This window comes from Qipengyuania sp. YIM B01966 (genome assembly GCF_016461955.1).
GTDB lineage: Bacteria > Pseudomonadota > Alphaproteobacteria > Sphingomonadales > Sphingomonadaceae > QFOP01.
The window spans coordinates 24,168-38,104 of sequence record NZ_JADMNM010000011.1; the positions used below are offsets into that span (position 1 = coordinate 24,168).

The 13,937-nt window shown below is 67.5% G+C and carries 14 protein-coding genes and 1 pseudogene; 8 read left to right on the top strand and 7 right to left on the bottom strand.

Annotation, left to right across the window (positions count from 1 at the left end; genetic code table 11):
- Positions 1-22 precede the first annotated feature (22 nt).
- The gene (locus ILT46_RS10965; protein WP_233397210.1) at positions 23-1,531 is read right to left on the bottom strand and encodes a replicative DNA helicase; all 1,509 of its coding nucleotides are present in this window, start codon (positions 1,529-1,531) and stop codon (positions 23-25) included.
- A 155-nt stretch (positions 1,532-1,686) separates the two neighbouring features.
- Between ILT46_RS10965 and ILT46_RS10970 the strand changes: the two genes are divergently transcribed.
- The 3 genes from ILT46_RS10970 to ILT46_RS10980 all read left to right on the top strand — a co-directional run bounded on the left by ILT46_RS10970 (position 1,687) and on the right by ILT46_RS10980 (position 3,406).
- Positions 1,687-2,202: a UPF0262 family protein gene (locus tag ILT46_RS10970; RefSeq protein ID WP_199504693.1), complete on the top strand. Its 516-nt coding sequence runs from the start codon at positions 1,687-1,689 to the stop codon at positions 2,200-2,202.
- Positions 2,203-2,211: 9 nt separating this feature from the next.
- The gene (locus ILT46_RS10975) at positions 2,212-2,913 is read left to right on the top strand and encodes a glycoside hydrolase family 25 protein (protein WP_199504694.1); all 702 of its coding nucleotides are present in this window, start codon (positions 2,212-2,214) and stop codon (positions 2,911-2,913) included.
- Positions 2,914-2,989: 76 nt separating this feature from the next.
- Positions 2,990-3,406 (top strand): cytidine deaminase, encoded by a 417-nt coding sequence (locus ILT46_RS10980; protein ID WP_199504695.1) that lies wholly within the window; start codon positions 2,990-2,992, stop codon positions 3,404-3,406.
- A gap of 193 nt (positions 3,407-3,599) precedes the next feature.
- Here ILT46_RS10980 and ILT46_RS10985 read toward each other — a convergent pair whose 3' ends face one another.
- The gene (locus ILT46_RS10985) at positions 3,600-4,748 is read right to left on the bottom strand and encodes a M14 family metallopeptidase (RefSeq protein WP_199504696.1); all 1,149 of its coding nucleotides are present in this window, start codon (positions 4,746-4,748) and stop codon (positions 3,600-3,602) included.
- 108 nt (positions 4,749-4,856) lie between these two features.
- On the opposite strand from ILT46_RS10985, the gene galE reads away from it, so the two are divergent.
- The 3 genes from galE (at position 4,857) to ILT46_RS11000 (ending at position 6,793) form a co-directional block, all read left to right on the top strand.
- Complete coding sequence (gene galE, locus ILT46_RS10990; RefSeq protein WP_199504697.1) at positions 4,857-5,897, top strand: UDP-glucose 4-epimerase GalE; 1,041 nt, start codon at positions 4,857-4,859, stop codon at positions 5,895-5,897.
- An 85-nt stretch (positions 5,898-5,982) separates the two neighbouring features.
- A complete protein-coding gene (gene ykgO, locus ILT46_RS10995) occupies positions 5,983-6,108 on the top strand; it encodes a type B 50S ribosomal protein L36 (RefSeq protein ID WP_095998341.1) in 126 nt (41 codons plus the stop codon).
- A 97-nt stretch (positions 6,109-6,205) separates the two neighbouring features.
- Entirely contained in the window at positions 6,206-6,793 is a 588-nt protein-coding gene (locus ILT46_RS11000; protein ID WP_370592426.1) for an HAD-IA family hydrolase, read from the top strand.
- A 51-nt stretch (positions 6,794-6,844) separates the two neighbouring features.
- Here ILT46_RS11000 and ILT46_RS11005 read toward each other — a convergent pair whose 3' ends face one another.
- Entirely contained in the window at positions 6,845-7,156 is a 312-nt protein-coding gene (locus tag ILT46_RS11005) for a CC_3452 family protein (RefSeq protein ID WP_199504698.1), read from the bottom strand.
- A 139-nt stretch (positions 7,157-7,295) separates the two neighbouring features.
- Between ILT46_RS11005 and ILT46_RS11010 the strand changes: the two genes are divergently transcribed.
- Together ILT46_RS11010 and ILT46_RS11015 are read left to right on the top strand one after the other, a co-directional pair.
- A complete protein-coding gene (locus tag ILT46_RS11010) occupies positions 7,296-7,781 on the top strand; it encodes a winged helix-turn-helix transcriptional regulator (RefSeq protein ID WP_199504699.1) in 486 nt (161 codons plus the stop codon).
- Between the two features lie 59 nt (positions 7,782-7,840).
- Positions 7,841-8,128: a hypothetical protein gene (locus tag ILT46_RS11015; RefSeq protein ID WP_233397203.1), complete on the top strand. Its 288-nt coding sequence runs from the start codon at positions 7,841-7,843 to the stop codon at positions 8,126-8,128.
- Here the strand turns inward: ILT46_RS11015 and ILT46_RS11020 are convergent.
- From ILT46_RS11020 to ILT46_RS11035, 4 genes and pseudogenes are all read right to left on the bottom strand, one after another.
- Positions 8,097-8,990, bottom strand: a pseudogene (locus tag ILT46_RS11020) (YifB family Mg chelatase-like AAA ATPase); the annotation flags it as partial. The gene ILT46_RS11015 and the pseudogene ILT46_RS11020 sit on opposite strands and share 32 nt — an antisense overlap.
- Positions 8,991-9,219: 229 nt before the next feature.
- The gene (locus ILT46_RS11025; RefSeq protein ID WP_199504700.1) at positions 9,220-12,639 is read right to left on the bottom strand and encodes a DEAD/DEAH box helicase; all 3,420 of its coding nucleotides are present in this window, start codon (positions 12,637-12,639) and stop codon (positions 9,220-9,222) included.
- Entirely contained in the window at positions 12,626-13,408 is a 783-nt protein-coding gene (locus tag ILT46_RS11030) for a Hachiman antiphage defense system protein HamA (RefSeq protein WP_199504701.1), read from the bottom strand. Before ILT46_RS11030 ends, ILT46_RS11025 begins: the two co-directional genes overlap by 14 nt.
- A complete protein-coding gene (locus ILT46_RS11035; RefSeq protein WP_199504702.1) occupies positions 13,408-13,695 on the bottom strand; it encodes a hypothetical protein in 288 nt (95 codons plus the stop codon). Before ILT46_RS11035 ends, ILT46_RS11030 begins: the two co-directional genes overlap by 1 nt.
- Positions 13,696-13,937: the final 242 nt, after the last annotated feature.

Below are 13,937 nucleotides of genomic sequence, written 5' to 3' on the forward strand. Positions count from 1 at the left end.
GCCGCGCGGACGGCCCGCGCGATCAGTCGTAGCCGCCCGGATGCTCCCCGCTGGCAAGGTCGGAGAAGCGGGTGATCTTGGCCTCGAACCGCAGCCGCACCTTGCCGGTGGCGCCGTGGCGCTGCTTGGCGACGATCAGTTCGGCCAGGCCATGCACCTGCTCCATTTCGGCAGCCCAGGCGGCGTGCGCTTCGTGCGCTTTCATGTCGTCGTCGCCCTGCGGAATCTTCGGTTCGCGCGCGGCAACGTAATAATCCTCGCGATAGACGAACCAGACCATGTCGGCGTCCTGTTCGATCGAGCCTGATTCGCGCAGGTCCGACAGCATCGGCCGCTTGTCCTCGCGCTGTTCGACCGCGCGGCTGAGCTGCGAGAGCGCAATCACCGGCACGCCCAGTTCCTTGGCGAGCGTTTTCAGCCCGCGGCTGATCTCGGAAATCTCGTTGACGCGGTTGTCGTTCGCCCGGCCCGATCCTTGCAGCAGCTGAAGGTAATCGACCACCACCAGCCCGATATTATGTCGCCGTTTCAGCCGCCGCGCGCGGGTGCGGAGGCCGGCCATGGTCAGCGCGGGGGTATCGTCGATGTAGAGCGGCAGTTCGGCCAAACGCTGGCTGGCAAACGACAGCGACTGGAATTCGTCGCGGCTGATCTTGCCCATCCTGAGGCTTTCGGAGCTGATGCCCGCCTGTTCGGCCAGAATGCGGGTGGCGAGCTGGTCGGCGCTCATTTCGAGGCTGAAGAAGGCCACCGCGGCGCCGACCGACTTGTCGATCCCGTCGCGCTTGTCACGCAGGAAACGGTCGGCGCAGTTGAAGGCGATATTGGTCGCCAGCGAGGTCTTGCCCATGCCCGGCCGGCCGGCCAGGATGATCAGATCGCTGTCGTGCAGCCCGCCGATCCGCTCGTTGATGCTGACAAGGCCCGTGGTCTTGCCCGAAATGCTGCCGCCCGACTGGATCGCCAGCTCGATCATGCCGAGCGCTTTGCGCGTCGCGCCGCCGAAGCTTTCCGCCTCGTTCGCATTGCCCGCGCCATCGGCGACTTGATACAGCGCGGCCTCGGCCTTTTCGATCTGCTCCATCGGGGCGACCGCGTCGGAGGTGTCGAGCGCGCCTTCGACCAGCCCGCGCCCGACGCTGACCAGTTCGCGCAGCAAGGCGAGATCGTAAATCTGTTCGGCCAGTTCACGCGGCGCCAGCAGCCCCTGCCCGTCGGCGGTCAGCCGGGCCAGATAGGTCACCCCGCCCAGCGCGCCGAGCCCTTCGTCGCTGTCGAAATAGGGTTTCAGCGTGACCGGGGTGACCACCGCGCCGCGATCCATCAGCGTCAGCATCCGGTCGTAAATGCGCTGGTGGACGGGTTCGAAGAAATGCTCGGCCCTCAGCGGAGTCGGCAGATCCTCGACGATGCGGTTGTCGATCAGCACCGCGCCGATAAACGCCGCCTCGGCCTCGAGATTGGCGGGCAGCGCACGGCCGGCAGGCGATTCGCCCGCGCTGGCGGCGGCGCTGCTCTCTGGGCGGATCATCAGGTCGGGAAGGGCCATGTCGGCAGCCTTGCGGCCGGGCCGGGCGCGGCGCAAGGGGGCGCTGGCGGCAATCGCGCTGGCCGCCCTGTGGATAGCGGGGATGGCATCATCGCCCCTTGCCCCGATCCCCCCACCTCTGCGAAAGCAGCCGCGCCATGACCGCCGTCCCGACGCCCTCTTCCCCGCCGCTCGCCAGCTGGCGGATCGCGCATATCGCGCTCGACGAGGCGACGATCCTGTGGCGCAATGCCGATGTCGAACAGGAACGGCGGATCGCGATCTTCGATCTGATCGAGGAAAATACCTTCCGCCCGCTGCGCGCGTCCGAAGCCGGGCATCAGGGCCCCTATCGTTTGCTGCTGGCGGTGCGCGACGGGCGGCTGGCGATGGAGATCGCCGACGAGAGCGGCGCGCCGCTCGAGGTGCTGGTGCTGGGCCTTGCGCGCTTCCGCCGCCCGGTCCGCGAATATTTCGCCATTTGCGACAGCTATTATCAGGCGATCCGCAAGGCGACCCCGGCCGAGATCGAAACCATCGACATGGCTCGGCGCGGCATCCACAATCACGCCGCCGAGCTGCTGCTCGAACGGCTGGAGGGCAAGGTCGAAACCGATTTCGCCACCGCGCGGCGGCTGTTCACGCTGATCTGCGTGCTGCATATCAAGGGCTGAGGGGCGAAGTTGGGACGCAAGGCTTCACGCGCGCGGTGGCGCTGGCACCTGGCGGGCGCGGTGCTGCTGGCCGCATTGCTGGCGGGCGGCTGGTACTGGTGGACGACGCGCAATTTCCGCCCCGACGAGGCACGCTGGCCCGATCAGGGGGTGGAGGTTGCCGCCGCCGATGGGGCGGTCGATTTCGGCGCGGTCAAGGCATTGGGCGGCAGCTTCGCTTATCTCGACGCGACGCGCGGGGGCGGGCGGGGCGACCCGGCCTTTGCCGCCAATCTCGCCGCCGCGCGCGAGGCGGGGCTGCTGGTCGGTGCGGTGCACAGTTTCGACCCGTGCGTCCCCGCCGACCGGCAGACCGCGCGCTTTTCGGTGCTGGTGCCGCGCGATGACCGGCTGCTGCCCCCGGCGATCGAACTCGCCGCGCTGGGCAGCGAGTGCCCGCAGCCCGTCAGCGATGCGGCGGTGGAAAGCGAGCTGACGATCCTCATCAACCAGCTCGAAACACATGCCGGCAAACCGGCGATCCTGAAAGTCGCCCCGGCGTTCGAGGAAACCTACGGCCTTGCCGCGCGGTTCGAGCGGCATCTGTGGCTGACGCGCACACGGTTCGAGCCCGATTATGCCGGGCGGCCGTGGATGCTGTGGACCGCCAATGCGGCGCTGCCGACGCTGGCCGGCGAACAGCCGCTGCGCTGGGTGGTTGCGCGGCGGTAGGGGGGCGGCGGGCGACGTTTGCCGCCACACGCCGCCGGTATTGCCATCCGCCTTCCCGCCGCCGCATAGGTCGGGGATGACTGACGACGACTTGATCGCCGCTGCGCGCGCTGCGGCTGAACGTGCCTATGCGCCCTATTCGCGCTTCCCGGTGGGCGCGGCGCTGCGCTTTGCCGGGGGCGCGGTGGTGACCGGCACCAATGTCGAAAACGCCAGCTATGGCCTGTCGCTGTGCGCCGAGACGGTCGCGGTCGCCCGCGCGTTGGGGCAGGGCCTGCGTGGCGGGCTGGAAGCGGTCGCCGTCACCGGCCCGCGCATGGGCGAGGGCGACGCGCCGATCACCCCGTGCGGCCGCTGCCGGCAGGTGCTCAATGAATTGGCGCAGCTCGGCGGAACCGACCCCGATATCCTGTGCGTCGGACCGGCCGAGGTGCGGCGGGTCAAGCTCTCCGCTTTGCTGCCGCACGCTTTCGGCCCGGCCGATCTGGTCTAGCGCACTGTCCTACAGCGGGCGGACTGTGGCAAAGCGCCCGCTCGTCATTGCGAGGCGCCGCAAGGCGCCGTGGCAATCCAGCGGCGGGTGACACCTATGCCCCGAAAGGTCACAACGCCCGCCGCTGAAACTACGGTTAAACCACGGATAGAGAAAGGAAGTCCGCACTGAAAGTCACACTACGGCGACCCCCTCAACTGTCACCCTGCTGGCCGCCCGCCAGCCATTCATGCAGCGCGCCGAGGCAGTCGCGGCCGAGCTGCATCGAGCGTTCCGGGCTCCACCCCTGTTCGGGATCGGGCAGATCGTCATTGTCCTTGAACGGCATCTCCAGCGTCATCGACACTGCGCCGAAGCGGTTGGCGAGCTGGTTGGTGCTCATCGTCAGGTTCGCTTCGCCGGGCGCCGAGACGGCATAACCCTTGTTGGTCTGGAAATCGGGCGTGCGGCGGGCGAGGATCGCGCGGTAGCGATAGAACTTCTCGCCGAGCACGTCGGTCCAGTTGGGGATTCCTTCGAAGCCGGCGAGGAAATTGGCCGGGATGGCCTCGTCGCCGTGGATGTCCATCGCGAAATCGACCCCGGTTTCGTCCATCGCGGCCAGGATCGCCAGCACTTCGGGCGATTTTTCGGCGCTGGGATTGGCCCATTCGCGGTTGAGGTTGATGCCCGCCGCATTGGTCCGCAAATGCCCGCGGCGCGACCCATCGGGGTTCACATTGGGGACGATGTGGAACCGGCACTGCTGGCGCAGCGCGCGGGCGATGGGGTCGGCCGGATCGGTCAGGCGTTCGAGCGCGCCTTCCATCCACCATTCGGCCATGCTCTCGCCCGGATGCTGGCGGGCGTAAAGCCAGACCTGAAAGCTGCCTTCGCCCAGTTCGAGACAGTCGAGCGGTTGCCCATCCAGCGTGCGGCCAAGGCTGCGATAATCGACCCCTTCGCTGGCGGCGGTTTCGGCCACCAGATCGTGATGGCGCTCCATCGAATAGGGCGCGAAATAGCTGAACCAGGCGAGCTCGCTCGCTGGGGCGTAGCGGATGGTCAGCGTGCCGCCATCCTCGTCCTTGTCATAGGTCGAGGCGGCGCGGGCGTAATAGTCGCGATCCTCGGTGACGACCGCGTGGTAACCCGGCCAGCCGGCCGGATAGGCGCTCGCTTCGAGCCCGGTGATCTTCAGTTCCAGCTCGCGCCCCGCTGCGCCGGCCACCCGGAAGTGGAACCACTGGGCAAATTCGGACTGGTGATCGCGGCGGATGGCGAGGCGGGCGGTGGCGCCCTTGACGCTCAGCACCTCGATATTGCCGCTGTCGAACTGGGCGTCGATCTGGATATCGGTCACGTTGGGGACACTCTCTTGGGGAAGGGATGCGGGCCGCGTCCTAGCCCCGGCGCAGCGGCCGCGCCAGCGGCACTTTGCAACTGGCCGCACGGCAGCTAGGCGGCGGGCATGACTGACGCACTTTCCGCTTGCCCCCAACCCGATCGCGTCCCCGTGCTTGTCACGGGGGGCGCTGGCTATATCGGCAGCCACGCGGTGCTGGCGCTGCTGGATGCGGGCTGGCCGGTCTCGGTGATCGACAATCTCGTCACCGGCTTTCGCTGGGCGGTGCCGGACGGGGCGGCGTTCTATGAAGGCGATATCGCCGACAGCGCGCTGCTCGCGCGGATCTTTGCCGAACAGGGCACGCGGGCGATCATGCATTTTGCCGGTTCGGTGGTGGTGCCCGAATCGGTGGCCGATCCGCTGGCCTATTACGACAACAATACCGGTCGCAGCCGCACGCTGATCGCCGCGGCGGTGGCCGCCGGAGTGCCGCATATTTTGTTTTCGAGCACCGCGGCGACGTATGGCGTGCCGCAGGTCAGCCGGGTGACAGAGACCACGCCGACCGTACCGATCAACCCCTATGGCTGGTCGAAGCTGATGACCGAGCGGATGCTGGCCGATGCCAGCGCCGCGCATGGCTTCAATTACGGCGCGCTGCGCTATTTCAACGTCGCCGGGGCCGATCCGGCGGGGCGCAGCGGGCAATCCACCGCCGGGGCGACGCATCTGATCAAGGTCGCGGTCGAGGCGGTGCTGGGCAAGCGCGCGGCGGTCAGCGTGTTCGGCACCGATTACGCGACGCCCGACGGGACGGGGGTGCGCGATTACATCCACGTTGCCGATCTGGCCGATGCGCATGTGTTGGCGCTGGGCGCGCTGATGGCCGACCCGGCGCGGTCGCTGGTGATGAATTGCGGCTATGGCCGGGGGTTTTCGGTGCTCGAGGTGCTCGATGCGGTCGACCGCGTGGCGGGCACCAGCATCAAGCGCGAGCTGGCCCCGCGCCGGCCAGGCGACCCCGACGAGCTGGTGTCCGACCCCGCGCTGCTGTTCGCCAAGCTGGGCTGGCAGCCGCGCTTTGCCGAGCTCGACACGATCGTTGCCCATGCGCTGGCGTGGGAGCGGCACTTGGCCCAGCGCGCGCCCGCGCCGGGCGCTTGACTTGTTGGGGGGCGGCCTCTACCTGCGCCGCCCATGACGGCACCGGATATGTCTTCCGGTGCCGGTTTGTTTTGCAGGTATAGCCATGAAGATCGTCAACAGCCTCAAATCGCTGAAGGATCGCCACCGGGATAACCGCGTGATCCGTCGCCGTGGGCGCACCTATGTGATCAACAAGACGAACCGGCGGTTCAAGGCCCGCCAGGGCTGATTCGCCGGTGCCGGCAATGCCGGCCGCGTCAAGCAGCAGGCCCCCCTCCACGCCGGAGCGCGGGCCGCTTGCTGTTGATGCTAAGATCCGGGCCGTCGTGTTCGATGTCGGCCGCGTGCTGGTCGAGTGGGACTTGCGCCATCTTTATGCCAAGCTGATCCATGACGAGGCCGCGCTGGAGGCGTTTCTGGCGACGGTCGTCACGCCTGAATGGCACTTCCAGCACGATGCCGGCCGCCCGCTCGACGAGATGGTTCCCGAACGCATCGCCGCATTCCCCCAGCATCGCGCGCTGATCGAGGCCTATCGCACCCGCTTTCTCGAGACGATCCCCGGCCCGGTTGCCGGGATGGAGGCGCTGGTCGAACGGCTGGCCGTGGGCGCTATCCCATTGTTTGCCATCACCAATTTCGGGGCCGAATTTTGGGCGCAATTCCGTCCGACCCTGCCCATGCTCGACCGTTTTGCCGATATCGTGGTGTCGGGGGTGGAGAAGCTGGCCAAGCCCGACCCGGCGATCTTCGCGCTCGCCGCCCGCCGCTTCGGCTTCGCCCCCGCCGAGATGCTGTTCATCGACGACAATGCCGCCAACATCGCCTCGGCAGCACGCGAAGGGTGGCAGACGCATTTGTTTGTCGATGCGGGGGCGCTCGAAGCCGAGCTGGTGACGCGCGGTTTGCTTTGACAAAAAACCCCCGGCGTTGCGGCCGGGGGCGAGGTGAGGAGAGGGTGCGGTTCAGCGGTTGCAGCGGGCCAATTGTTCGGCCGCCAGTGCTTCCCCGCCAGCGGTGAAGCTGGTGATCGGGCCGGCTTCGCGGGCAAGGCGGGCGCACATCACCAGCGGGCGCGAATTGCCCTTGGCCGCGGTGCACGTGGTGCCGCTGCACTGCCAGATGACCCCGCCGGCGATGGCCCGCGGCGCGGTGGCCGGGGCGGCCAGCTCGGCGCGGTAGAATGGCGCCGCGTTCGTCTGGGCGAGCGCCGGCGCCGCAAACAGGGCAGCGGCGAAAATCGGCGCGAGCGCGCGGGCGTAATGGGTGATGGACATAACACAGCTTCCTTGGCAGAGGGATGGTCAGTTGCGAATCGCCACCTACTTTGCGGCGAACAAAGTTGCAATGTGAAACTTACATTGCGATTTGCCGTTCCTTGCAAACCGGTTACATTCCGGCCGGGAGATATCGCCGATGGCTATGCGCGAACCACTGAAGGAAATCTGCGCCTGCGGGCTGCCTGAAGCGCTCGAGGTCATGGGCGAACGCTGGTCGTTCATGATCCTGCGCGCGGCCTTCAACCGCGTCAGCCATTTCGAAGAATTCCTGTCGGAACTGGGCATCGCCCGCAACATCCTCTCCAACCGTTTGGTCAAGCTGGTCGAACACGGCATCCTGCTGCGCGAACCCTGCCCGGAAGACCGCCGTCGGGTGGAATACCGGCTGACCGAAAAGGGGCTGGATCTGCTCCCCGCGATGGTCGCGCTGCGCCAATGGGGCCAGAAATATGGCGGCGAAGTAATCGAAAACCCGGTGCTGGTCGATGAGCGCGATCATATGCCGATCGGTCCGGTATCGATGCTGGCGCATGACGGGCGCGTGCTCGGCCCGCATGATCTGTGCCTGATCGACCGGGCGAGCGTCGGCAAGCCGGATCATGCCCACGCCGAAGCCGCCTGAGCGAGGCCGCGCCTCCGCCGATTACGCCCGACGGCCGCTATTTTGTGGTCCGGGGGCGCTTGTGGCGCTGCACGAATCCGGCTCTGCCAGCTACTGAGCGCGAGGCGCTGGTCCGCGCTCTGATGGCGGCGCGGCGCGCGGTCGGAGCCGCGTTGCGCGGCGGCGACGAGGCTGCACTCAAGGAGGCGCGCGCCTCGGTCCATCAGGCCAAGCTGGCATTGGGCGAACGCGGGCCGGTTTGGTGGGACGACGGCGCGCCCGACTACAACCGCCGCATGGCGAAGAACACGCCCTACGCCGATTGGTACGCCGCGCTTACGCCCGAGGCGCCTGCCGCCGATAGCTGAGCGCTTCGGCGACATGGATGCGCCCGACCTGCTCCACCCCGGCGAGGTCGGCGATTGTCCGTGCCACACGCAGCATCCGCGTATATCCCCGTGCCGATAGCCGCATCGCTTCGGCCGCCTGGAACAGCAGGGTGCGGCCGGCATCGTCGGGTGTGGCGAAGCGTTCCAGCGCCTCGCCATCGAGTTCCGCATTGGTCCGCGCGCCGGATTCGGCGGCGCGAGCCGTTTGCCGGGCGCGCGCGGCGGCCACCCGCGCGGCGACCTCGGCGCTGCCTTCTGCCGGCGGCGGCAAAGCGAGATCGGCGGCGCGCACCGGGTCCACCTCGACATGGAGGTCGATCCGGTCCAGCAGCGGGCCCGATACCTTGCTCTGATAATCGGCCGCGCAGCGCGGCGCGCGGCTGCAGGCGAGCGCCGGGTCGCCCAGATGGCCGCAGCGGCACGGGTTCATCGCCGCCACCAATTGCACCCGCGCAGGGTAAGACAAATGCGCGTTGGCCCGCGCCACATCGACCTTCCCGGTTTCCAGCGGCTGTCGCAGCGAATCGAGCACCGCACGCTGGAATTCGGGCAGTTCGTCGAGGAACAGCACCCCCAGATGCGCCAGGCTCACCTCGCCCGGCCGCACCTTCAGCCCGCCGCCGGTCAGCGCCGCGATGCTGGCCGAATGGTGCGGCGCGCGGAACGGGCGGCGGCGACTGATTGCGCCGCCCTCGAGCGTGCCGGCGACCGATTGCACCATGCTGACCTCCAGCGCCTCGGCCGGGGTCAATGGCGGCAGGATGCCCGGCAGGCACGCCGCCATCAGCGATTTGCCCGCGCCCGGCGGCCCGCTCATCAGCAGGTTAGATATGCCTACACTCACTCAGACATTTGCTGTGGAAGAGTGGCGAAATGGCGGGAATTGGGCCGAAAGCGGAATGGCGGCTCGTGGGCTACCGAAGATGGAGATCGGACGATCGTTTAGCGCGCTATCGCATCTGGCGTTTAATTCCCCGACTGTCAGGCATTCGGGCGCGTAGTGTCCGTAACGCGCCCTCCTGCATCGGGCCGGTGTCCCTCGGCTCCAGCCCGCCAAAGCGGACTGCCGCCTACCCCCATCGCGCGTGGCCGGGCCCAAGCCGCTCGACGATCACGCGATCATCTCCCTCCTCCACGCGCGCGCGCCAGACAGCATCGCGCCTGTCCCGGACCGGCATCCTGAGGCGGGCCACCCGCCTAAAGTCGCCACTCAACAGCCATGCGGATCGCGTCGCGGGATCGAGCTCGACGCGGTAGGTCCCGGTCGCGGGCAGTTCGCCGCCTGCCACCTGGCGCCTGACGACGTCGTGGTTCCAGCGCGGGGCGCTCGCGCCTGTCGCCTCCGCGCGAAAGCGCCGCCAGAGCTCGGCGGTCGCCGGGGTCGGCCACGCGCCCTTGGTTAGCTCTGCCACTTCTTCGCTTGCCAGCCATTCTCGCATCTCCGCGCTGTCGACGTATTGGGCGCCACCCGTTCGCACGGCGGCCATCGCGGCCTCGCGGGACGGCAGTCCGGCGCGGACGAGCATCGACATCATCGTCTGCGGCACTCCCGTTTCCAGCGACGCGGCCGCTCCGCCCGCACCGGGTTCGGGATCCCAGCCGGTCACCATCCGGCGGGCGCGAACGGCCTCTAGGCCCCATACGAGCCGGTAGGCGAAGGCCTCTTCCACCAGTCTGACCCCTTGTGGACCAATCTCGGCAACGGTGCCGCCAGATACCCAACGCCTGAGTGTGCGTCCCCAGTCCGGGGGCAGCGCCTGATTGGGCACGAAAGGCCTTATCGCGAGCAGCCGTTCCGCTAACGACATCAGCGCGTCACCGAGGGCGTCGGCATTGCCGCCTAGCGCGGCGCGGTCGGCGGCGTCGACAAGGTCGCCCAGCTCGTCGGCGACGGCGTCCAGCGCGAGACCCGATTCCAGTCCGACGCCCATAGCGAAGTGTCCGCGCCGGGTCTCGGCCGTCGTCGATTGCCAGATGAGCTTGGCGCGCGCGATGATCAGCCCTCGCTGCGACTCACGTTCCGCGTCGTCCTCACGCGCGAGGCGGCGGGACCATAGCGAGCCGTTGAGCGCTTCGTCGAGGAGTTTCGGTAGTTCGGCGCTATCCGCATCTAGCGCCTCGACCAGACCGATCACGATCGCATCAAGCCGGTCGACGAGGTCCTCCAGCGACTGCGCCTCGGTGTCCTCGTCCTCCTCTTCTTCCGGCGCGGCATCTGCGACGCCAGTCCAAGCATCGCGCGAGTTGGCGAGGTACTCGAAGGCGTCGTCGCGGTCGAAGACGCCTTGATCCGCGAGGCGGTCGATAGCAGCGGCGACGACCTGAAAGAGGCCGCTCGTGAGATCGCGCGCCCGCGCGCGCCGCACCAACCTCCTCCACTCGCCGAGCCTGTAGTCGAGCCGGTCGAACATGACATGCGCGACATACCCCTCGACGTCCACGAAGGCGCGCCCCGCGCGTCCGGCGACGTTCGCGAACTCCTCCCCGGAGATCGTCTGCTGCGCGCGTACGAGATAGGGCACTAAGAGAACGGCCGCGTTCAGATTGAGGCCCTGCGACAGCGTCGGCGAGGCCACGATCACCTTCAGCGAACCTGAGCCGAGCAGTAGCTCCATCTCGCGCAGGAACGGCTGCGGAAGTTTCCCATGGTGGATCGCGACCCCGACGCGCATGGCGGCGACTACTGGATGGTCCGCGCCGAGCCACTCGGCACCGACCTCAACAGCGCGCGCGAGCGGCGCCTGGTCGTCGATCAGGCTCTCGAGATATCCGCGCTCGACCAGCTCAACGGCGCGGGTCCCGTATCCTTCCACCCAGTTGGCCTGCGTGCAAAAGATGAGGCTGCGCTTACCCTGCTCGGCGAACTTCCACGCCGACATGAGTGTCAAGTCCTTAACGTCCCGGGGCCGGGCGTTCCGTTCAGGCCGTATCGCGGGCAGGCGATCAAGGAAGCGGCCGACGAAGGGCCCGTCGGCGCGATTGTCGAATGCGAGCCTCGCAGTCCGGCCAGACCAGGCGATCGACCCGAACCGCTGCCGCGTTGGGCGCCAGCGCGATCTGATCGGCTCTCCTTCCGCGTCGTCCCGGATCCAGGCGGTAAGATCGTCTAGCGCCTCGCCGTCCGGCAGGATCGCCGAAAGGCAGACGATCCTCCGATCGGCGGCGTCGCCCCGGCGCAGCAGTCTCTGTACGAGGATCTCGTATCGGATCTCGCGTTCGGTCGGTCCAATGAGATGTCCTTCGTCGAGCACTATTAGCCCGACGTCGTCGATTATGGCCGGGTCCGACCGAAGGGCGAAGTCGAGCTTCTCCGGCGTCGCAATGACGATGGGCCGGCTGCGCAGCGCGTCCTGGTCGCCTTCCGAGACCCCGCTGGCGCCGTAGAGCGACGACACCGCGAAGCCGAGCGGGCCGAAGGTGCGACGGAACGAGCGTTCGGTCTGCGCGGATAGGGCGCGCAGCGGTGTGACGATCAGCACGCGCTTGCCGGTCGCCAGTGTCATCAGCGCGGTCAGTTCGGCGACGCGGGTCTTGCCCGCGCTGGTCGGCAGCGCGACGACAAGATCGTCCGTCAGATCGGTCGCCCGTCTCGCGGCCTCGAGCTGGGAAGGCCAGAGCTCGAGCTCGGCCGCCCTCCGCGCGTAGAGCGTCGAGATCAGCAGCGACCGCAGTTCGGCGTATCGCTCCTCGCCGCCGGCCGGAGGGTCGCGCGGCAGGGTCTGGTGGAGGGAGTGCGACCACAGGTCGCCGATAAGAGCTCGCGCGAGCTTGAGGATCCACCACAACGGCACGTTGCCGGAGTTGTCCGCGATGGCAAGGCCTTGCGCGAGGAGCGCCATGGCCTCGGCGACGAGCCCGGCTTCGCCAGACTGCAGGGCCAGGTCAAAGGTGGCGAGCGCTCGGCAGACCACGCCGTTGAGGATCGTCGCGATGGCGTCGTCGGGTGCGATGTCTCGCTCGGCGAGCGCATCGGCTAGGAACCCGTCGTCGTGCTCGGGATCCTCGAGCCAATCGCGGGCGATGCGCCGCAGGCGGTCGAGGTCGCGCAGGATCAGGGCGGAAAGTGCCTGTTCGGCCGGTGATGCGTTGATAGCCGGCGGCGCCTCGGCGAACATCGAGAATGCAATCGCGGAGTAGCTTGCAAGGTGGTAGCAGCACGCCGCCACCGTCCTATGGAACCCCCGCTCGGTGGCCTGCGGGTCGCCGTTCCGCACGAGGGCCTCGAAGGCAGACGCCGCTCTCTCGAACCCCGTTCGCGAGAGATCGCGTTCCTCACCGAGTTCTTGGAGCGCAAGCGCTGCGCGCAGGACCGAGAAGCCGTATTCCGCCAGGTCGACGGCGATGTTCCGGGCGAAGTTGGGTGCCCCGTCGGGTAGCACGCCGTCCTCCCGCATCAGCGACCATGCGCCACCGCGGTCGAGCAGGCGCTCCCGTGCCTCCGGCGCGGTCGCGTCGCGCAGGAAGTCGGTCAACTCTTCAATCGTCTCCAAGCGCGCCAGCCGCTTCGTAGGTTTCCAATAGGAACTCGTCGTAGTCAGGAATGTGGAGGTTGACGACCTCGTGTCCGCGCCGCCCGTCGGCCGACTCGAAGTCCTCGTCGAGTGATGCGGGCACTCCGTTGCCGGACATCGTGAAGAGCGCGTGGTCTATGCGCCGCCGGGGAAGCGCACTTTCCGCCACCTCGTTGCGTATCAGCCGTCCGAGCGCGCGCTTGTCCTCGGCGTCACTTTCAAGCAGCCGATTGGCGATGAACAGCAAAGAGTGAGGCGTGCAGCGGCCGCCATCGCGCGCCAGTGCCTCTCGCGCCTCCTCGATGGTCTGGCGCCCGAGCCGCCGTCGGCTCTTCGCCTCGCCCTTCAGCAGCCAGAGGCCGCCGTCCTCATCAGCGAAATTCACCCCGATGAAGTCGTCGCCGCGCATCGGGACCTCGCGACCGTCCTTGTAGCGCAGCCGACGGACTGGAACCCGGAACTCCAAATGCTCCTCGGTGAGTTCGACGGCCAGAATCTCGCCGAGGTCACCCGCTCGCGCGCGCGGCGTCTGCGGCATGAGCGCGCGTAACATCTCTGCCGCCCGCTCGTATCCAAGATGCTCGATGTCGTCGGCAATGCGCTCCTGCGTGTCATAGTGGGTGCGGACGATGCCGGCGAGACGACTCGCGATGGCGGCGCGTCCACCGTCACGCTCGGTCAGCTTCCAAAGCCGCTTCCGACCATCGACCGTGTTGTCGACTTCGCACCACTCCTCGTAGATGGGCATCAGGTCGAGATCCCCGGCGGAACTGCGTCGCCTGGCGGGGCGTCGATGTCCCGAGTCACCTTCACGACCGTCTTCAATCCGCTGTGCATCTCGACGACGTGACCGATGGCAAGGATGCGCGCCTCGAACGAACCGAAGCCGACCCACTGCGGAGGGTCGGACGAGACCTTTTCGAAATCTTTGTATGGTCCGGATCGCGGGCCACGGTTGACGATCCGCACCGATGAGGCCGGTTCATAGACGTGTGTCGCTCCATCGGTGAACGTGACGAGGATGTTCCTGCGCATGACGGGTGAATATTAGGCGATCATCCTGCAGTGTCACGCGCTGCCTTGCGCGAATTGCCCGTCGTAAGGCTGGACAACCTTGGGGGTCATTCGACTGTGCCGCAATGGGGATGCCGTCGGTCTTGGCAGATGGTTGGTCCTGCTCAGCGACCTTGATGGTGGTGACCGATCCGACTGTTCGCTTATCTAGAGGACCTAAGATGATGACGAACTAATGGGCCGGTAGCGGAATGTCTGGAATT